The sequence below is a fragment of the Stenotrophomonas sp. Ps181 genome (assembly GCF_025697425.1).
Taxonomy (GTDB): Bacteria; Pseudomonadota; Gammaproteobacteria; order Xanthomonadales; family Xanthomonadaceae; genus Stenotrophomonas; species Stenotrophomonas sepilia.
The window spans coordinates 56,255-75,436 of record NZ_JAHWBI010000011.1; the positions used below are offsets into that span (position 1 = coordinate 56,255).

Below are 19,182 nucleotides of genomic sequence, written 5' to 3' on the forward strand. Positions count from 1 at the left end.
TGAATCCTGTTGAAAGCGCCGACCAAGGTCGGCATCTACCGAGGCAGCAGGTGCCGCGTCAGCGGAATACCACCGTGGCCTCGGTGCCCTTGCCCGGCTCGCTGGCCAGGCTGACCTTCCAGCCGAAGCGGTCGCACAGCCGGCGCACGATCGACAGGCCCAGGCCGGTGCCCTGCGGACGGCTCGGCTCGGCGCGGTAGAACGGTTCAAACGCGCGCGACAGCGCCTCGGCGGACATGCCGATGCCGGTATCGCGCACCACCACCCGGTCATTGAGCACGTGCACGTCGATACGCCCTTCGTCGGTGTAGCTGCAGGCATTGCGCACCAGGTTGCTGACCACCACCTGCAGCACCCGCGGCGGTGCGTGCAGCTGTACCGGGCCTTCGCCGTGCAGGTGCACCGATACGGGCCGGTTGCCCAGCAGCTCGTTGGCATTGTCCACCTCGTGGCGGACGATGTCGTTGACGTCGAACAGCTCGATCTGCGGTTCGACATCGGCCTCGCGGGCCAGGATCAGGAACGCGTCGATCACCGCTTCCATGTCACGGCCGGCGCGCTGGATGCGCTGCAGGCTGCGGCGCAGGCGCGGCTGCAGGGTTTCATCGCCCAGGGCCATGTCGCTGGCCACGCGGATGACGGTCAACGGCGTGCGCAGCTCATGGCTGGCATCGCGGGTGAAGTTGCGCTCGCGCGCGACGTGCGCGCTGACCCGGTTGGCCAGCGAATGCAGCGCAGCGGCCAGCTGCCGGGTCTCGCCCTGCATGTCCGCCGGCAGCTTGTTCGGCTCCAGATCGGCCGCTTCGGGGTGGCCCGGGTCCCAGCGCGAGACGCGCCGCGCCAGCCAGTTCACCGGCGACACCAGTCGCTTGGAGGCACGGTAGGTGACCCAGCTGGCGCCATACACCGCCAACAGGGTCAGCAGCACCGGCACGATGCCGAACCAGAACGCCAGCATCTCCGCGCGCGAGCGCAGGAACACCAGGTACAGGCGACCGGCAGGGCGCACGTCGACCAGCACCAGCTGGTCGTCCTGGGGCAGCTCGTGGAAGCCAGGCTCCAGGGTGCGCAGGTTGGGCGGCAATGACAGTGCCGACTGCCCGCTTTCCAGCAGGTAGCCGCGGATGTTGTGGGTGTTGGGCGGCGGCTGCACCGGCGACGCCTCGTGCAGCGTCCAGTAGTAGGCCGCTTCCTCGCGCAGGGCGGCACCGACCAGGCTGTGCTTGATCACCAGCGAGACCAGCCAGGCACCGAGCAGGATGCCCAGGCTGGCCAGAACTGCCTGCAGGATGAAGGCGATACGGATCTTGCGCGGCAGGCCGTGCGGCATTGCGGGGTCCCGGTCAGAGCGCTGCGATTATAGGCAGCGCGCTGCGCCGTAGTCGTGCACGGAGGATGACCGGCGGCAACGCCGGCCGGTCATCCGTGCCCGGTGCGGGGTCGTTGCCCGGCCGGGCCTGATGCTGCACAGGCCGGGCCCCGATCAGGCCATCGGCTGGGCAATATCGGCAATGCGGTAGCCGGCGCTCTGCACGGTGTGCAGCAGCGGACGGTCGAACGGCTTGTCGATGATCTTGCGCAGGTTGTACAGATGGCTGCGCAGGGTGTCCGAATCCGGCAGGCCATTGCCCCAGATCTCGCGTTCGATCTCCTGGCGGGTGACCACGCGCGGCGATTCGCGCATCAGGATGGTCAGCAGGCGCAGGCCGATCGGCGACAGCTGCAGCTCGGTGCCGGCACGGGTAGCCCGCATGCTGACCGGATCGAGCACCAGGTCGGCGACCTTGAGCACCTCCGAACCGACCTGGCGGCGTTCGCGACGGATCAGCGCGCGCAGGCGGGCTTCCAGCTCCTGGATCGCGAACGGCTTGGTCAGGTAGTCATCGGCGCCGAACCCGAGGCCGGTGAGCTTGTCGTCCAGCGTGTCGCGTGCGGTGAGCATCAGCACCGGCGTGGACTTGCGCGCGTCGTTGCGCAGGCGACGGCACACTTCGATGCCATCCAGGCGCGGCAACATCAAGTCGAGCACCACGACGTCATAGCTGTTTTCCGCCGCGAGGCGGTAGCCATCCAGGCCGTCCTGTGCATAGTCGACTTCGAAGCCGCGACCTTCCAGGTATTCGCCGATCATCTCGGAGATGTTGCGGTTGTCTTCGACCACCAGCACCAAGCCGGAGGTCTCCTTCGTCTGACGCATGTGATTCCCTCTAACTTCAGCTTTGTGAAACATGCCGGATCGACGGTGGACGCGATGTGAAGTTCCGTCAAGAGGTACACAAACGGTTCAGAGCAGCGGCCTGAGCAGCGGCCAGACATTGTCCAGCAGCTTCGGCTGCGCCTGCGCCGTGGGGTGCAGGCCGTCGGCCTGCATCATGCCCGGCTGCAGGGCCACGCCCTCCAGCAGGAACGGCAGCAGCGGCACCTTGTACTGCGTGGCCAGCGCCTTGTAGGCCGCGGCCAGGCGCTGGCGGTAGGCCGGTCCGTAGTTGGGGGGCACGTCGATGCCCAGCAGCAGCACCTTGGCACCGGCCTTCTGGCTGGCCTGCACCATTTTTCCCAGGTTGCCCTGCACCTGCGCCGGGGTCAGCCCGCGCAGCGCGTCATTGCCGCCCAGCGCGATCACCACCACGGTCGGCTTCTCCCTGGCCAGCAGGCCCGGCAGGCGGGTCAGCGCGCCGGCGGTGGTTTCCCCGCTCATGCTGGCGTTGACGATGCGCGCCGGGGTTTTCGACTGCTGCCTGACCCGCTGTTGCAGCAAGCTGACCCAGCCGGCGTCGGCAGGGATATTGTGGGCGGCACTGAGGCTGTCGCCGAGCACCAGTACGGTGCCGGCCGGACCTTTGGCACAGGCCAGCCCTGGCAACAGCAGCAACCCTAGCAGCAGCACCATCATCGCGCCGGCTCGCCGGCTCCATCCCGTCTTGCGCATTGGAGTCTCCTCATCGACAGCCTGTCCCCCCGCAGCGCGCCCGTCGCCATCGCCGTCGACCAGGTCGGCAAATCCGTGCAGGGCCCGGAGGGTGAAGTCCACATACTGGACAACATCACCCTGACCGTCCATGAAGGCACCAGCGCGGCCATCGTCGGCGCCTCCGGTTCGGGCAAGACCACCCTGCTCGGCCTGCTGGCCGGGCTGGACCTGCCCAGCCGCGGCCGCATTGCGCTGTCGGGCCAGGACCTGGGCGACCTCGATGAAGAAGCGCGGGCCCAGCTGCGCGCGCGCGCGGTTGGCTTCGTGTTCCAGAGCTTCCACCTGCTGCCGGCGCTGACCGCCGCCGAGAACGTCGCGCTGCCACTGGAGCTGGCCGGACGCGAGGACCGCGCGCGGGTGGACGAGGTGCTGGCGCAGGTGGGCCTGGCCCATCGTGCCCGCCACTACCCGCGCCAGCTGTCCGGCGGCGAGCAGCAGCGCGTGGCACTGGCACGTGCCTTCGTCACCCGCCCGCGCATCCTGTTCGCCGACGAACCGACGGGATCGCTGGACCACGCCACCGGCCAGCACATCAGCGACCTGCTGTTCGAACTCAACGCCGGCAGCGGCACCACCCTGGTCCTGGTCACCCACGACATGCGCCTGGCGCAGCGTTGCCAGTACATCCATCGTATCGACGACGGCCGCCTGCTGCCGGTTGAGCGCGGAGCCCAGGCATGAACCTGCTGCGGCACGCGTGGCGCGCGCTGCGTCGCGAGGCCCTGGCCGGTGACCTGCTGACCGTGTTCGCCGCACTGGTGCTGGGCGTGGCGGTGATGACCGCGGTGGGCACGCTGGTGAACCGGGTCAACCTGGCGCTGACCGGCAGCGCGGCGGAAATGCTCGGTGGTGATCTCGGCATCGCCGGGCGTGATGACCCGCCGCAGGCATTCGCCGACGAGGCACAACGGCGTGGACTGGCGCATACCCGCATCGCCAGCTTCGGCAGCGTGCTGTTCAACGGCGATGCCAGCCAGATGGCCAGCATCAAGGCGGTGCAGGTGGGTTATCCGCTGCGCGGCACGCTGCGGGTTCGGGCCACGCCCGGCGGTACGTTGATCGCCGATGCCGGCATGCCGCCCAAGGGCCAGGCCTATGCCGACCCGCGCCTGCTGCAGGGGCTGGGCCTGAAGGCCGGCGATGACCTCGAATTCGGCGCCGGCACGCTGCGCATCGTCGGCATCATCGAGGCCGAGCCGGACACCGGCGGCGATCTGCTGACGCTCTCGCCCACCCTGCTGGTCAACCGCGCCGATGTGGAAGGCACGGGACTGCTCGGCCCGGGCAGCCGCATCAATTACCGGCTGATGTTCGCTGGACCGGCCGATCAGATTGCCGCGCTGCGCCAGTGGCTGCTGCCGCAGGTCAAGGGCCTGCGCCTGCTGAGCGTGGACGACACCCAGCGCGGCGTGCGCCAGGCCTTCGATCTGGCCGGGCGCTTCCTCGGCCTGAGCGCGCTGCTGGCGGTGCTGCTGGCCGGCGTGGCCACGGCACTGGCGGCCAACCGCTTCGCCCTGCGCCGCATCGACCAGGTCGCGATCCTGCGCTGCCTGGGCGCGCGCCAGCGCGACATCCTGCTGGGCCTGGCGCTGCAGCTGCTGATGCTGGCGGTGCCGGCCTGTGCGCTCGGCATCGGCCTGGGCATGGCCGCGCAGGAAGGCCTGGTGCAGGTACTGGGCAGCCTGGTGCCGCAGCGCCTGCCGCTGCCCGAGGCGATGCCTGCGCTGACCGGCGCCGGCATCGGCCTGCTGTTGCTGTTCGGCTTCGGCCTGCCGCCACTGCTGCGCCTGCGTGGGGTGCCGCCGATGCGGGTGCTCAACCGTTCCTTCGCTGCCCTGCCGCCGGCGTCACTGCTGGCCTATGTGGCAGCGCTGGCAGCCAGCCTGCTGCTGGCCGTACAAGTCACCGGCGATCTGAAACTGGCGCTGTGGGTGCTGGGCGGCCTGGCCGCGCTGGCGCTGGTGGCCGGTGCGGTCGGCTTCGTGCTGCTGCAGCTGCTGCGCGGCCTGCAGCACCGCCTGCACGGCCACTGGCGGCTGGGCCTGGCCGCGCTGACCCGGCGCCGGCTGCTGGCGGTGATGCAGCTGGTGGGACTGTCGCTGTCGCTATGCGCGCTATTGCTGCTGGCGGTGACCGGCCCCGGCCTGCTGCAGCAGTGGCGCGAACGCCTGCCTGCGGATACGCCGAACTACTTCCTGATCAACATCCAGCCCGAACAGCGCGACAGCGTGCTGACCGCGCTGCGTGGACTGGGCGCCAACGACGCCAGCATCGAACCGATGGCCACCGGCCGCCTGATCGCGATCAACGGCAAGCCGCCGCTGCGCGTGGATCGCTCGCCGGACCAGGGCGGGCAGCCGGCGTCAGGCGAAGCCCAGCGCGATGACGACGACGAGAACCGGCCGTTGAACTTCAGCTGGCGCAGCAGCTTCCCGCCGGCCAACACGCTGATGAACGGCACCTTCTGGACGCCCGACAGCACGGCGGCGGAGGCGTCGGTTGAAATCGGCTGGGCCAAGCGCTACGGCGTGTATCCGGGCGACCGCATCACCATTGCAGTAGGCGAGCAGGAGCGCGAGTTCACCGTGACCAGTGTGCGCAAGGCCGACTGGAACACCTTCCGGCCAAACTTCTTCGTATTGCTGAACCCGAATGCAGTGGGCGACACCCCGCACAACCTGCTGTCGGCCTTCCATCTGCCGGCCGGCAAGGCGGCGGGCCTGGGCGAGCTGGTGCGCGCACAGCCGAACCTGTCGCTGCTGGACGTGGATGCGGTGATTTCGCAGGTGCGCGATGTGATGGAGCGCGTGGCGCAGGCGGTGCAGCTGGTGATGGTGTTCAGCCTGCTGGCCGGCGTGCTGGTGCTGCTGGCCGCGCTGCAGGCCACCGCCGGCGAGCGCCGCTACGACAGCGCGGTGCTGCGCACGCTGGGCGCGACCCGGCGCCAGTTGCGCGGCGCGGTACTGGTGGAGTTCGGCGCGCTGGGCACGCTGGCGGCGATGCTGGCGGTGGGCGCAGCGGCTGCCATCGGCGTGGCGGTCTCGCAGAAGGTGTTCGAACTGCCCTTGCTGCCGCCGTGGCCGGGGCTGCTGATCGGCGGCGTGGTCGGCATCGGGTTGAGCCTGCTGGCGGGTTGGTGGGGTACGCGGGCGATCCTGCATACGCCGCCGGCATTGGCGCTGCGCGAGGCCTGAGGCGACCGTGACACGCTGCGGGTGGGGCCGGCTGTACGCTGCGCGCCCCACCTAAGCGCATCCACACATGGCGTGGGTCTACTGACGAGTTGCCGGGATGATGGACGCCTGTTGCTGCGCCCAGGCCACGGTCGCGCTCATCGCGCGCTGCACGCCCAGAAGCGTTATGAACACGCAGAGCTCGTCCTTCTCCTCATTATCCCCCACCCGCTTACGGACTTCGCTGTATTCAGGCGGGCTGTCGAAAATGACGACCCGGATGATGTTGCCGCTGGGCAGGTGCTTGGCGGAGAAGATCGGGTTGGCACCGCGATCCTTAGTGCCATCGACGAAGAACGTGTTGTAGTGCGGGCTGCGGAAGTCTTCAATGCGCAGGCTTGCGGCGTTGATTCCCGTCATGAAGTGGTCGTGGATATGCTGTTCAAGACGATCGTAGACCTGCGGGTCGGACAGATAGGTATCGAACATCTGGCGTTCTGGCACGACCATCAGCAAGCCTCGTTTCCATGCATTGGAATCGCAAAGACACGAACAACTTCGTAACCGGGAGGGCCATCAGTGCGGCTTTCGCAGAAGCGAAAACCCGCGAGCAGGCCAGCATCTTCGACAACGGAGCGCACGGCGTCGATTTCCGTCGAGGTGTTGCTGCCACTTTCGTGCCAGCGCCGGGCTCCAAATGCGACCCCCTCCGAACCTGGATAGTAGAAAACGTTGGGGAGCAGCACGCCCTCTTCCGCATACAGCTCGAAATCGGTGAAGCTCAATGCCAGAAACATCTTCGCTCCGGCTGGATCGCGTGCGCTGCCGGCAATACGAACGGTCGCCAGAACATGCATGCAGAGACTGAACAGATAAGCCGATGTCCATCGAGGCCCAAGACGCGCGAGCAGCCCGTCTATCCGCTGGGTTCGCGAAACAAGTGCGGCTTCCTCGAAGTCATCGATTTCGAGAAAGAAGCTGTCGATATCATCGCAGGCTTCGCCGGACAACATTTGACTGCACAAGGCGGAAAGCTTCATCTGCGGCGACGTTCAATGACTGCGTGGGCGGCCACCCTACCCCATGCGCAGAAGCCGGAAAGCGGACTCGGACGAAATCCAGCGAAATGCGTCATGTTTATGCGCACAAGGCACCAATCCGTTCGGCGACGCGCGCAGACACCGAATCGCATCACCACCGAAAGCGTGCCGAGCAAGCTCGGCACCTACCAAGAGCACATGAACGGCCCGGCAGAGCCACGCCGTGAGTGGATGCGGTTGTGGAGTCGAGCACAGCTCGACTCCACACGTGGCCTCAGTTCGGCGCCTTTTCCACGTACTTGGCGAACACCTCGTCGATCTGCGCGTCCTTCACCTTCTTGCCGGACTGGATCGCTTCGGCCTGGGTGAACAGCGGAATGATCATCGCCATGCCGTCGAGCTTGGTCTTCAGGTGCACGCCCGGGGCTTGGCCGAGGAAACCGTCCCAGCGCTGGCGCACCTTGGCCCAGTAACCGGCAGTGGCCTTCCAGTAATTGCGGGCCGGGGTGAAGTCGATCTCGGTGGTTTTCACGTAATCGTTGAAGCCGAACTCGCGGGCGATCTCCACCTGGCTGCCGTCGGCGTTGCGCTGCACCTTGGTGTTGAACTGCTCGTGGGTCCAGCCATTGGGCGTGAGCGTGTGGCGGTTGACCACGGCCAGCGCGTTGTAGTCGCTGCGCTTGGTGTACTCACGACGCGGCAACGGCCGCCAGCTCAGGTCGCTGGTCCAGCTCGGCACGTCGTTGGTGTACGTCCATTTACCGGTGCCACAGTAGCGCGGTGCGTCGCTCACTTCGTACACGCACTGGGTCCAGGCGCCCTGGTTCACCGCTGCGGGAATGCGGCGTACCTGCCAGGTCTGGTCGGCGCTGAATTCGAAACGGTTCGGTGCTTCGTAGACCCAGTCCTGGCGCCAGTGCTTGGTGATGTGGCCGCTCTTCTCGTCCAGCAGCAGGTGCTGCAGCACGATGCGCTTCGGCGTGTCCTCGACCACGATCACCAGCTCGTTGCCGCCGCTGCGCATCGCCGGGGCGCGCTCGTAGCCGGGCTTCAGCAGCACGGTCTCGTCGAATGCGAAATCGATGGTGTACTCGCCCTGCATGGCGAGGATGCTGTCGTGGTCGCGGGCGATGTCGGAGGGCTGCGCGCTGGCCACGCCGCTGGCAGCGAGCAGCAGCATGACGCTGGCTGTCTGGAACTTCATCGGGTCTTCCTTCGGGGTTGCAGGTTCGTTGAGAGGCCTTCCAGGGCCGTCGGGCGTTCCATCAGGAAAGGATCACAGGCGGATCAGCGGCAGGTCGCCGGGAATACGCGGTGTCGGCCGGCGCGCGGCGCCAGCGCAGCAGCAATCGTCGATCGCCAGCTCGCCTTCAGCACCTTCCAGGCGTGCGATGCGGCGCGCGGTGGCCGCGCCCAGCGAGGACAGGGTCGACAGACTGGCGGCCAGCGTGCGTCCGTCGTCGGCGGCATGCAGGCGCAGCGCGCACAGGCGCCAGCGCTGGCCGCCAAGATGGCCGGCCAGGCGCCGCCACAGGCGTTCGCCAACACTGCCATCGCTGTCGTGCTTCGGGCCCGGCGGCAGCGCCGCGACCAGCCGGTCCCAGGCCAGGAAATCGCTGTCGGGCAGCAGGTACAGGCGCCACACGCAGCGGCCGCGGGCATCAAGGAAACACAGGCTTTCGCGTATGCCCTCGCTGTCCACGCCCTGGCAGGCGTGCACGCGCACCGCCTGGCGCCAGCCACCCAACTCGTTGCCGTCGGCGTGGTACAGGCACAACACGGTGCCGAGCGTGGCCAGCTGTGCCGGGGTCGGCCAGGCCGCGCTGCCCTGCACGGCGATGGCGTCATTCCTGCGTGCGGACAAGGCTCGGCTCATGAGGTCACCAGGAAACGGCAAGGCTGGCGGAAAGGGTGCGGCCCGGGCTGGTGTAGCGATCCAGCACGCGGCTGGTCGGCGACAGCGTCGAACCCACGTTGGACCAATCGATGTAGCGCTTGTCGCCCAGGTTGAACACGCCGACGTTGAAGGTCGCGCCCGGGGCGAAGTTCCAGTGCGCCATCAGGTCGGCCACGCCGTAGCCGGCCGGGCGGTACACCGTCGCTGCGGTGACGCGGTCCTTGCGCTTGACGAAGGTGCCGGCCAGTTCGACGCCCCAGGTGTCGGTGTCGTACATCAGGCCGACGGTGCCGCGCAGCGGGTCGACCGAATCCAGCGGCGTGTCCTCGGTCCTGTTGTCGCCGCGCGACCAGGCCACCGAGCTGCGCAGCGCCCAACCCTGCAGTGCCGGGTTGATCTGGCCGAAGTCAACGCCAGCCTTCAGTTCGGCGCCGTAGATGCGCGCATCGGCGATGTTGCGCGACTGGAACACCATCAGGCCCTGCGCGTTTGTACCGACCAGCGACTGCGACTCGATGAAGTCCTTGTACTCGTTGTAGTAGCCGCTGACGCTGACGTAGGCGGCCGGTGACAGGAAGCGCAGGCCCAGCTCCATGCCATCACTGGTTTCCGGTTTCAGGTCCGGATTGGGAATGGCGGTGTAACCGAAGGCGAAGTTGGTGAAGCCCAAGTTGACGTCGTTGTACGGTGGCGAGCGGAAGCCATGCGAATAGCCGGCAAACAGCGACCATTCGTCGCTGAAGCGATAGACCATGCCCAGCTTCGGCGAGACGCTGGTCTTGGTCAGCCTGGCCACCGCAACGCCGGGATTGTCGTCGGCGAAGATGCTGTCCACTTCCGGCTTCAGCTCGTAACGATCCACACGCACGCCCGGCACCAGCGACAGCCTCCCGTCGGCCATGCGCATTTCATCCTGCGCGTACAGGCCCAGCTCGGTGGTCTTGCTGATCGGGAAATCACGTACCGGGAAGGCATCGGGCAGGATGGTGGTGCTGGCCTGTCCATTGGCCAGGACCTGGTAGCCGTCGCGCTTCTGGCGGATCTCGGTATGCGCACCTTCGAAGCCGTAGGTGAGCGCATGTTCGACACTGCCGGTGCTGAACGCCTTGTTGAACTGTGCCTGCAGGCCGTACACGCGCTGATCGAAGTTGAACTCGCGGTGGCGGCGGCTGCGGTTGGCGCGGTCCTCGTCGGTGATCTGGGTGGTTTCGCTGTGCTGGGTATACAGCTGCCAATGCAGGCTGTCGGCGAAGCCCTTGTCCAGCGCATCCATTTCATGGGCGAACGACACGCGGGTGCGGTTCTGCGTGTCGCGCGCCTTCATGCCGGTGGTGGTGGTACGGTCGATCGAAGACAGCACGTTGGTATCGGTGTTGTCTTCGTTGCCTTCCACGGTCAGGCGGAAGCGCTGGTCCTCGCTCGGTGCATAGACCAGCTTGGCCAGGCCACTGCGACCGTCGCGGTCCTGCGGGTTGGGCGCGGTACGGGTGTTGTCGAGGCTGCGGACGTCGCCCTTGTTGCCGGTTTCCTGGCCCTGGCGATGGTTGATGTTGACCATGCCGCTCCAGTGTTCGCCGCCGAACGCGCCGGTCACGCCGCCGAGCAGGCCCTTCCACTCACCGTCGTAGCCGAACTTCAGGCCGACGTAGCTGTCCTTGCCATCCTTCAGGTAATCGGCCGGATCCTTGGTGACGAAGGCCACCACACCCCCGAGCGCGTCGGAACCGTACAGCGAGCTGGCCGGGCCGCGCACGATCTCCACGCGCTTGAGCGTGTCCAGATCGGTGAAGTTGCGGTTGGCGTTGGAGAACGAGCCGATGTTGAAGCTGGTGGGCATGGCGATGCCATCGGTCTGCACGCGCACGCGGTTGCCGTCCAGGCCACGGATGCGGATGCTGCCAAGGCCGAAGCGCGCGGCGCTGCGGCTCACCGACAGGCCCGGCTCGTAGCGCAGCAGATCCTTGATGTCCTGCACCAGGTGCCGGTCCATCTGCTCGCGGTCGATGACATCGACGGTGGCCGCCACGTCACTCACTGCCCGCTCGGTGCGGGTGGCGGTGACCTGCACGCGGTCGAAGTCGCGCGCCTCGGGGGCGGCGGTGGCCGCGGCGGCAGCGTGGGCGGACAGCGGCAGGGCCATCCAGACGGCGAGGCAAAGGGCGGTAGGGCGGGTCATCGGGTTCGTTCGGTCAGGCAGGGGAACCCCCGGTTACCGGCACACCCGGGAGGTGCACGCGGTAGACCGAGGGGGAGAGAGCGGGCGCGGACGGGTCGCCCACCCTGCCGGCGCTGCCGGCAGGAGGGAGGGAGGCGGGCGACCAGGCCGCGATTACTTGGTCAGGATCAGCTTGTCGTTGCTGGTGTGCCGCAGGCGGTAGAAGCGGTCGCCGTGCTGGATCAGGATTTCACGACGGCCCTTGAGCAGGGCTTCGCTGTCGATCACCTCTTCCGGCGGAACGACACGGACCGGACGATCGCGGAGGGTCAGCGTTTCGGGGCGCAGCAGTACAGGTTGAGCATTCATGAGCATCTGGACTCGTGCGAGGGACAAGTCAAATGATAATGATTCTCAGTTGACAATCAACAACCATTCTCAATTTGATTGATGAGATTAATGATCGAATTCTGAAATTCGATAGATCATGTCAATCAAATGGCGATTCTACCGAGGCCCGAGCCCGAGCCGGCCCGACCGAGGCCTCCAAGGCCCGGTCGGCCCCGGGGTTCAGGCAAAGGCGGCTTCGACCTGCGCCCAGCCAGCCGCATCGACCTGCTCCAGCACCTCCAGCGCCTGCAGGTTCTGCAGCAGCTGGCTGACCCGGCTGGCGCCGAGGATCACGCTGGAGACGTTCGGATTGCGCAGGCACCAGGCAATCGCCAGCGTGGCCGGGGCGTGGCCCAGCTCGCGCGCTGCTTCGCTGAAGCGGCGCACCTGGGCCAGGCGGGCCTCGGCGTCGTCACCCAGCACCAGCGCCTGCAGCCATTCCATGCCTTCCCGGCCCAGCCGCGCGTCGGCCGGAATGCCCTGGTCGTACTTGCCGGTCAGCAGGCCCGAGGCCAGCGGCGAGAAGATGGTGGTGCCCAGGCCGGCACCGGCATACAGCGGCGCATACTCGACCTCGACGCGTTCGCGGTGCAGCAGGTTGTACTGCGGCTGCTCCATCGATGGGCCCTGCAGGTTGCGTGCTCCGGCGATGTCCAGCGCCTGCTGGATCTGCACCGCCGACCACTCCGAGGTGCCCCAGTAGAGGATCTTGCCCTGCCGCACCAGGGTATCCATGGCATGCACGGTCTCGGCAATCGGCGCGTCCGGATCCGGGCGATGGCAGTAATAAAGGTCCAGGTAGTCCACCCGCAGGCGCTTGAGCGCGGCGTGGCAGGCGTCGGTCACGTGCTTGCGCGACAGGCCGCGCTGGGTCGGCCGTGGGTCCCTGGCGCTGCCGAAGAACACCTTGCTGGAGACACAGATGCCGTCGCGCGGCAGGCGCAGGTCGGCGATCACATCGCCCATCACCTGTTCGGCGCGGCCGTTGGCATAGCTCTCGGCGTTGTCGAAGAAGTTGACGCCGTGGTCCCAGGCGGCAGCCACCAGGTTGCGGGCCTCGTCGCGCGGGATCTGGTCACCGAAGGTCACCCAGGCGCCGAAGGACAGGGCGGAAATCGGCAGGCCGGTGGAGCCCAGGCGACGGTATTGCATGCGAATCTCCTGCTGCGGGCCCGCATCCGGGCCGGGATCGAGCCCCATTCTACCTGCCGCCGCCGGCCGCGAGCCCTTGCCGTTGCTGGCCTGATCGGTACCGATGGGCGCGCGCACGCTGCTTTTTCTTGCCCCGGCCCCTGCCCTGCACTAGGCTTCCCGTTTTTCGCGACGCCCCAGGGGAGTCACTCACATGGTCGAAGGTTTGGGCAGGATCGGCTTCGGCCTGTTCGGGTTGGCGGTGCTGATCGGCATCACCTGGTTGTTTTCCAACAACAAGCGTGCGGTTGACTGGAAGCTGGTTGCCACCGGTATCGCCCTGCAGATCGCCTTCGCGGCGCTGGTGATCCTGGTGCCGGGCGGGCGCGACGTGTTCGATGCGCTGGGCAAGGGCTTCGTCAAGGTCCTGAGCTTCGTCAACGAGGGTTCGGGCTTCATCTTCGGCTCGTTGATGGACACCAAGAACTACGGCTTCATCTTCGCCTTCCAGGTGCTGCCGACCATCATCTTCTTCTCGGCGCTGATGGGGGTGATGTACCACCTCAACGTCATGCAGGCGATCGTTCGGGTGATGGCCTGGTCGATCACCAAGGTGATGCGCGTGTCCGGCGCGGAAACCACCAGCGTCTGCGCCAGCGTCTTCATCGGCCAGACCGAGGCGCCGCTGACCGTGCGCCCGTACATCGCCAGGATGACCCAGTCCGAGCTGCTGACCATGATGATCGGCGGCATGGCGCACATCGCCGGCGGCGTGCTGGCGGCCTACGTGGGCATGCTCGGCGGTGGCGACCCGGTGCAGCAGGCCTTCTATGCCAAGCACCTGCTGGCGGCGAGCATCATGGCCGCACCGGCCACCCTGGTCGTGGCCAAGCTGCTGATTCCGGAAACCGGCACCCCGCTGACCCGCGGCACGGTGAAGATGGAAGTCGAGAAGACCTCCAGCAACATCATCGACGCGGCCGCTGCCGGTGCCGGTGACGGCCTGAAGCTGGCGCTGAACATCGGCGCGATGCTGCTGGCCTTCATCGCCCTGATCGCACTGCTGAACGCCCCGCTGACCTGGATCGGCGATGTGACCGGCCTGGCCGCTGCCATCGGCAAGCCGACCAACCTGTCGACCATCTTCGGCTACGTGCTGGCCCCGATCGCCTGGGTGATCGGTACCCCGTGGGCTGATGCCACCACCGTCGGTTCGCTGATCGGCCAGAAGGTCGTGATCAACGAGTTCGTGGCCTACACCGAGCTGTCGCAGATCGTGAACGGCCAGGTGGCGGGCGTGAGCCTGTCCGACGAAGGTCGCCTGATCGCCACCTACGCGCTGTGCGGCTTTGCCAACTTCAGCTCGATCGCGATCCAGATCGGCGGCATCGGCGGCCTGGCGCCGGAACGTCGCCACGATCTGGCCAAGTTCGGCCTGCGCGCGGTGTTGGGCGGTACCATTGCCACCTTCATGACGGCGACCATCGCCGGCGTGCTGACGCACTTCAGTTGAACCCCTGGTTGAGAAAAGATTTCCTATGAGCAGCAGTGTCGTTGTCGTCGGTTCCTTCAATGTCGATCACGTGTGGCGGTGCGAGTCGCTGCCGGCACCGGGTGCGACCATTGCCGGCCGCTACAGCACCGGCCCCGGTGGCAAGGGCTTCAACCAGGCGGTCGCGGCCTGCCGCGCCGGCGCCGACACGCACTTCGTGTGCGCGCTGGGCGATGACGCTGGTGGCGCCACCGCGCGCGAGCTGGCTGCGCAGGACGGCTTCGGGCTGATCGCCGAAGCCAGCAGCGAGCCGACCGGCACTGCGGGCATCTACGTGGACGCGCGTGGCCGCAACACCATCGTGATCGGCCCGGGCGCCAACGCCGCGCTGAGCACTGATTTCCTGCAACAGCAGCAGGCCCTGCTGACCAGCGCCAAGGTGGTGCTGGTACAGCTGGAATCGCCGGTGCAGACCATCGAAGCGGCGCTGGCCACGGCCCGCGAGGCCGGTGTCACCACCGTGCTCAACACCGCACCGGCCGACGCGCCCTCGACCATTGGCCTGCTCAAGCTGGCCGATGTGATCACCCCGAACGAGACCGAGTTCGCCGCGCTGCTCGGCCGCCATGTCGGTGAGCGCGTGGATGCCAACGATGTCGCCGCACTGGATGGCGCCAGCCTGCACGCGCTGTGCCGCAAGCTGGTCGGCAACGGTACCGTGGTGGTGACCCTGGGTTCGGTGGGCGTGTTCGTGTCGCATGCCGACGAGAACCTGCGCGGCGATACCCAGCCGTACTACCGCGTGGGTGCCGAACAGGTGCAGGCGATCGACACCACCGGTGCCGGTGACGCCTTCAACGGTGCGCTGGCCGCGTCGCTGGCGCAGGTGGCCGACGCCCCGTTCGCCCGCCACGTGCGCTTCGCCAACCAGTTCGCCGGTCGTTCAACCGAGAAGGAAGGCGCTGCAGCGGCGATGCCGCGCTTCACCCCGGCCGACGCCGAAGCCAAGTAATTCCACGCCACGCGTGGATGACGAGGCCCGGGTGCACAGGCACCTGGGCCTTTCTTTTGCCCATTGCCCGGCCCCTGCGACCGCCTGTCGCATTGCCCACATCCTGCCCCTGGCCCACCATCCGCGCAGCTTCCTTGCACGGGCAGGACATGGACGGATTCCCCTGGTTGCTGTTCGCGGCCGCCGGCAGTGCCATTGCAGCCCTGCTGCATATCGGCTGCATCGCCTTCGGCGCCCCTTGGTACAGGTACTTCGGTGCTGGCCAGCGTATGGTCCGGCTGGCACAGGCCGGGCATTGGTGGCCGCCGCTGATGACCGCCGGCATTACTGCCGTGCTGGTGGCCTGGGCGCTGTACGCACTGGCCGCCGCGGGCTGGCATTCGCCGCTGCCGGCAAGCCGCCTGGTCCTGACGGGCATCGCCCTGCTGTTGCTGCTGCGCGCGGCGATGGGCTTCGGCCTGGCGCTGCTGCGACCCGGCTACAACGGCCGGCGCTTCTGGGTGGTCAGTTCGCTGGTCTGCCTGGGCCTGGGGCTGGCCTTCGCGCTGGGGACCCGGCAGGCCTGGCAGAGCCTGGGCTAGCCGCCTACCATGGCCCGCCCCTGGGGGCGACGGAAGCAACCGTCAAGCATCTGCTGATGCCGGTACGGCATGAGGTCGGTGCCGATCGGCCTGAACCGGACCGTACCCGACACGGCCGTACCGCCGCCCTCGCCCTACAATGGGCGCATGCAGATCGGCCCGTACACCATTGCCCCCAACGTCGTGCTGGCCCCCATGGCGGGCGTCACCGACAAGCCCTTCCGCCTGCTGTGCAAACGGCTGGGCGCGGGACTGGCCGCCTCGGAAATGACCATCAGCGACCCGCGCTTCTGGAACACGCGCAAGTCGATCCACCGCATGGACCATGAGGGCGAACCGGCACCGATCAGCGTACAGATCGCCGGCACCGAGCCGCAGCAGCTGGCCGAGGCCGCGCGCTACAACGTCGACCACGGCGCGCAGATCATCGACATCAACATGGGCTGCCCGGCCAAGAAGGTGTGCAACGCCTGGGCCGGCTCGGCGCTGATGCGCGACGAGCAGTTGGTGGCGCGCATCCTCGAAGCCGTGGTCAACGCGGTGGACGTGCCGGTCACGCTGAAGATCCGCACCGGTTGGGACTGTGACCACCGCAATGGGCCGGTGATCGCGCGCATCGCCGAGGACAGCGGTATCGCTGCACTGGCCGTGCACGGCCGCACCCGCGACCAGCATTACACCGGCCAGGCCGAGTACGCCACCATCGGCGAGATCAAGGCCGCACTGCGCATTCCGGTCATCGCCAACGGCGATATCGATTCGCCGCAGAAGGCCGCCCACGTGCTGCAGCAGACCGGGGTGGATGCAGTGATGATCGGCCGCTCCGCGCAGGGCCGGCCGTGGATCTTCCGCGAAGTGGCGCACTACCTGGCCACCGGCGAGGAACTGCCACCGCCATCGCTGGCGGAAGTGCGCGACATCCTGCTCGGCCACCTGCACGCGCTGCATGCCTTCTATGGTGAACCGCAGGGCGTGCGCATCGCGCGCAAGCACCTGGGCTGGTATGCCAAGGATCGTCCGGAGAACGCCGCGTTCCGCGCGGTGGTCAACCGTGCCGAAGACCCGCAGAGCCAGATCGCGCTGACCACCGAGTACTTCGACCGCCTGATCGCCGGGGAACCGGCGCTGTCTTCGGCGGCCTGAGCAGCCAGCCCCGCGTTTCCGAACAGTCGAGCCAGCTCGACGCTACAAGAGCCGCCGTCATGACCCCGCCGATCTCCTCTCCGACCTACCTGCACGGGTTTTCCGGCACCGAACAGCAGCGCCTGATGACCCAGGCACGGCTGCTGGAATCGAGCATCTTCGGCCAGATCGACTACAGCGGCGCGCGGCGTCTGCTGGAAGTCGGCAGCGGCGTCGGTGCGCAGACCGAGATCCTGCTGCGCCGCTTCCCCGAGCTGCACGTGACCGGCGTGGACCTGAGCGAAACGCAGCTCGCCACAGCGCGCGAGAACCTGGGGCGCACGCCGTGGTGCAGCGACCGCTACACCCTGCAGCAGGCCGACGCCGGCGAGCTGCCGTTCGAGGCACGCAGCTTCGACTCGGCGTTCCTGTGCTGGGTGCTGGAACACGTGCCTTCACCAGCGCGGGTGCTGAGCGAAGTGCGCCGCGTGCTGGCACCGGGTTCGCCGGTCTACATCACCGAAGTGATGAATGCCTCGTTCCTGCTCGACCCGTACTCGCCGCACATCTGGCGCTACTGGATGGCCTTCAACGACTTCCAGTACGACCACGGCGGTGACCCGTTCGTCGGTGCAAAGCTGGGCAACCTGCTGCTGGCCGGCGGCTTCCGCGACGTGCACACCGAGATCAAGACCATCCACCTGGACAACCGCGAACCGGCGCGTCGCAAGACGATGATCGCGTTCTGGGAACAGCTCCTGCTGTCGGCCGCCGACCAGCTGCTGCAGGCCGGCTCGGTGGACGAGGACACCGTGGAAGGCATGCGCCGCGAGTTCCGCCTGGTGCAGAACGACCCGAACGCCGTGTTCTTCTACTCGTTCGTCCAGGGCCGCGCGACGGTGTATTGAGCCGACGCGGCGCTGCCGATGGTCCCGCCATCCACGCATGGCGTGGATCTACGGGTGCGCCGCACCAGTCGCGGAGGCTGCGGGCTCCTGCCAGATCCGCTGCCACATCGCCGCCAGGCGGCGACCGGCGTCGGCACGCGCGGCGGGACTGCTGTAGTCCACCCGCACCTGCTCGGGAACGATCGCCCGCCACTGCCCGTCGGCCTGCTCGGCGACGACGAAACTGAAGGTGTAGTCCGGCTCCAGCCCCATACGCAGGTCGCTCAGCACCAGCCTTCCGTCCACGACCTGCGCACGCATGAAGCCACGGTTGAACCATTGCAGCTGCTGCACCGCCGGGATGGCCTGCGCTTCGCGCAAGGCCTGTACGTTGGACGCATGGCCTTCGAACCGCATCGGCCCGTGGTCGGCCACCAGCGAGCGGTCGCCCACCACGTAGCCGCTGGGCGTCATCGCCACCACCCGCCACAGCAGGGTGTTGAACGGCATCGGCACCGAGAAGCGCGGCGCATCGCCCAGGCCCATCGCGGCCAGGCTCTGCTGCGCGGCCCGATCGACCTGCGCCTTGGCGATCAGCCCCCAGCCAAGGTAGGCACTGCTGACCAGCAACGCCACACCCAGCACCTTGCCAGCCCAGGGGCGGGCGCGGCCAAACCAGGCCAGCACGCAACCCAGCAGCAGCCATACCGTGTAGCCAGGATCAATGATGAAGACACTGGAACCCATGGTCGGCTGTGGCCGCAGCGGCCACCACAGCTGGGTGCCGTAGACGGTGAACGCATCCAGCACGGGATGGGTGACCAGCGCCAGCTGGATCGCCCAGAACCAGCGCAGCGGTGACTGCGCGACCCGGCCGTTGCCGAAGCGCTTGAACAACCACCAGATCAGTGCAGCCACCCAGGGCAGCACCAGCAACGAATGGCTGAAGCTGCGGTGCTCGATCATGTTCGCCACCGGGTCGGCCGCAGTGAAGCCAAGCCACAGCGCGTCGAGGTCCGGCAGGGTGCCGAGCGCGGCACCGGCCAGCAGGGCCGCGCGGCGATGGCCGGGCGGAGCGATGGCAGCAGCGACGGCGCCACCGAGCACGATCTGGGTCAATGAATCCATGGGCCGATGCTAGCGGCTTGCGCGCGGTGTATGTAGAGCTGAGCCCATGCTCGGCTGCTCTTCGTTCGGCGCCACGTCAGCCGAGCATGGGCTTGTATGTTCCTCCCGGCTCCTACGCGGTATGTAGGAGCCAGGGTGGAGGGACCGTCAACATGATATCTGCGGATAGCAGCCGACAGACGAGCCGAGCGATCCCCATCCCG

General features: G+C 67.5%; 18 protein-coding genes. 7 read left to right on the forward strand and 11 right to left on the reverse strand.

The window, feature by feature from the left end:
* Nucleotides 1-58: 58 nt before the first annotated feature.
* The 3 genes from KXV01_RS19120 to KXV01_RS19130 form a co-directional block, all read right to left on the reverse strand.
* Complete coding sequence (locus KXV01_RS19120; RefSeq protein WP_049441349.1) at nucleotides 59-1,330, reverse strand: HAMP domain-containing sensor histidine kinase; 1,272 nt, start codon at nucleotides 1,328-1,330, stop codon at nucleotides 59-61.
* A 153-nt stretch (nucleotides 1,331-1,483) separates the two neighbouring features.
* Nucleotides 1,484-2,197, reverse strand: coding sequence for a response regulator transcription factor (locus KXV01_RS19125; RefSeq protein ID WP_002811889.1), 714 nt, complete (start codon nucleotides 2,195-2,197; stop codon nucleotides 1,484-1,486).
* Nucleotides 2,198-2,284: 87 nt separating this feature from the next.
* A complete protein-coding gene (locus KXV01_RS19130; RefSeq protein ID WP_099485346.1) occupies nucleotides 2,285-2,929 on the reverse strand; it encodes an arylesterase in 645 nt (214 codons plus the stop codon).
* Between the two features lie 75 nt (nucleotides 2,930-3,004).
* Between KXV01_RS19130 and KXV01_RS19135 the strand changes: the two genes are divergently transcribed.
* Both KXV01_RS19135 and KXV01_RS19140 read left to right on the forward strand, forming a co-directional pair.
* Nucleotides 3,005-3,652, forward strand: coding sequence for an ATP-binding cassette domain-containing protein (locus KXV01_RS19135; protein WP_164283326.1), 648 nt, complete (start codon nucleotides 3,005-3,007; stop codon nucleotides 3,650-3,652).
* Nucleotides 3,649-6,165, forward strand: coding sequence for an FtsX-like permease family protein (locus KXV01_RS19140; protein ID WP_164283324.1), 2,517 nt, complete (start codon nucleotides 3,649-3,651; stop codon nucleotides 6,163-6,165). The genes KXV01_RS19135 and KXV01_RS19140 overlap by 4 nt, the downstream gene beginning before the upstream one ends.
* Before the next feature lie 78 nt (nucleotides 6,166-6,243).
* On the opposite strand, the gene KXV01_RS19145 is transcribed toward KXV01_RS19140, so the two are convergent.
* The 7 genes from KXV01_RS19145 to KXV01_RS19175 form a co-directional block, all read right to left on the reverse strand.
* Nucleotides 6,244-6,660 (reverse strand): hypothetical protein, encoded by a 417-nt coding sequence (locus KXV01_RS19145; RefSeq protein ID WP_146256731.1) that lies wholly within the window; start codon nucleotides 6,658-6,660, stop codon nucleotides 6,244-6,246.
* On the reverse strand, nucleotides 6,654-7,184 hold the full coding sequence (locus KXV01_RS19150; RefSeq protein WP_021203454.1) for a hypothetical protein: 531 nt from the start codon (nucleotides 7,182-7,184) through the stop codon (nucleotides 6,654-6,656). Before KXV01_RS19150 ends, KXV01_RS19145 begins: the two co-directional genes overlap by 7 nt.
* Nucleotides 7,185-7,458: 274 nt before the next feature.
* The gene (locus KXV01_RS19155; protein WP_111096792.1) at nucleotides 7,459-8,388 is read right to left on the reverse strand and encodes a DUF6607 family protein; all 930 of its coding nucleotides are present in this window, start codon (nucleotides 8,386-8,388) and stop codon (nucleotides 7,459-7,461) included.
* Nucleotides 8,389-8,460: 72 nt separating this feature from the next.
* Nucleotides 8,461-9,060 carry a Hemin transport protein gene (locus KXV01_RS19160; protein WP_111096793.1) on the reverse strand — a complete coding sequence of 200 codons (600 nt, stop codon included), beginning with the start codon at nucleotides 9,058-9,060 and terminating at the stop codon, nucleotides 8,461-8,463.
* A 4-nt stretch (nucleotides 9,061-9,064) separates the two neighbouring features.
* Nucleotides 9,065-11,221 carry a TonB-dependent hemoglobin/transferrin/lactoferrin family receptor gene (locus KXV01_RS19165; RefSeq protein WP_111096794.1) on the reverse strand — a complete coding sequence of 719 codons (2,157 nt, stop codon included), beginning with the start codon at nucleotides 11,219-11,221 and terminating at the stop codon, nucleotides 9,065-9,067.
* A 189-nt stretch (nucleotides 11,222-11,410) separates the two neighbouring features.
* On the reverse strand, nucleotides 11,411-11,605 hold the full coding sequence (locus tag KXV01_RS19170; protein ID WP_005412278.1) for a hemin uptake protein HemP: 195 nt from the start codon (nucleotides 11,603-11,605) through the stop codon (nucleotides 11,411-11,413).
* A gap of 201 nt (nucleotides 11,606-11,806) precedes the next feature.
* On the reverse strand, nucleotides 11,807-12,778 hold the full coding sequence (locus KXV01_RS19175; protein WP_111096820.1) for an aldo/keto reductase: 972 nt from the start codon (nucleotides 12,776-12,778) through the stop codon (nucleotides 11,807-11,809).
* A 193-nt stretch (nucleotides 12,779-12,971) separates the two neighbouring features.
* Between KXV01_RS19175 and KXV01_RS19180 the strand changes: the two genes are divergently transcribed.
* From KXV01_RS19180 to KXV01_RS19200, 5 genes are all read left to right on the forward strand, one after another.
* Entirely contained in the window at nucleotides 12,972-14,270 is a 1,299-nt protein-coding gene (locus KXV01_RS19180; RefSeq protein WP_049414048.1) for a nucleoside transporter C-terminal domain-containing protein, read from the forward strand.
* Between the two features lie 25 nt (nucleotides 14,271-14,295).
* Nucleotides 14,296-15,261 (forward strand): ribokinase, encoded by a 966-nt coding sequence (locus KXV01_RS19185; RefSeq protein ID WP_049414049.1) that lies wholly within the window; start codon nucleotides 14,296-14,298, stop codon nucleotides 15,259-15,261.
* Nucleotides 15,262-15,410: 149 nt separating this feature from the next.
* Nucleotides 15,411-15,842, forward strand: a complete 432-nt coding sequence (locus KXV01_RS19190; protein WP_049441332.1) for a hypothetical protein — start codon at nucleotides 15,411-15,413, stop codon at nucleotides 15,840-15,842.
* Nucleotides 15,843-15,989: 147 nt separating this feature from the next.
* Nucleotides 15,990-16,985, forward strand: a complete 996-nt coding sequence (dusB, locus tag KXV01_RS19195) for a tRNA dihydrouridine synthase DusB (protein ID WP_049414075.1) — start codon at nucleotides 15,990-15,992, stop codon at nucleotides 16,983-16,985.
* A gap of 59 nt (nucleotides 16,986-17,044) precedes the next feature.
* On the forward strand, nucleotides 17,045-17,872 hold the full coding sequence (locus KXV01_RS19200) for a class I SAM-dependent methyltransferase (protein ID WP_111096795.1): 828 nt from the start codon (nucleotides 17,045-17,047) through the stop codon (nucleotides 17,870-17,872).
* Nucleotides 17,873-17,920: 48 nt separating this feature from the next.
* On the opposite strand, the gene KXV01_RS19205 is transcribed toward KXV01_RS19200, so the two are convergent.
* Nucleotides 17,921-18,979 (reverse strand): metal-dependent hydrolase, encoded by a 1,059-nt coding sequence (locus tag KXV01_RS19205; protein WP_263468013.1) that lies wholly within the window; start codon nucleotides 18,977-18,979, stop codon nucleotides 17,921-17,923.
* Nucleotides 18,980-19,182: the final 203 nt, after the last annotated feature.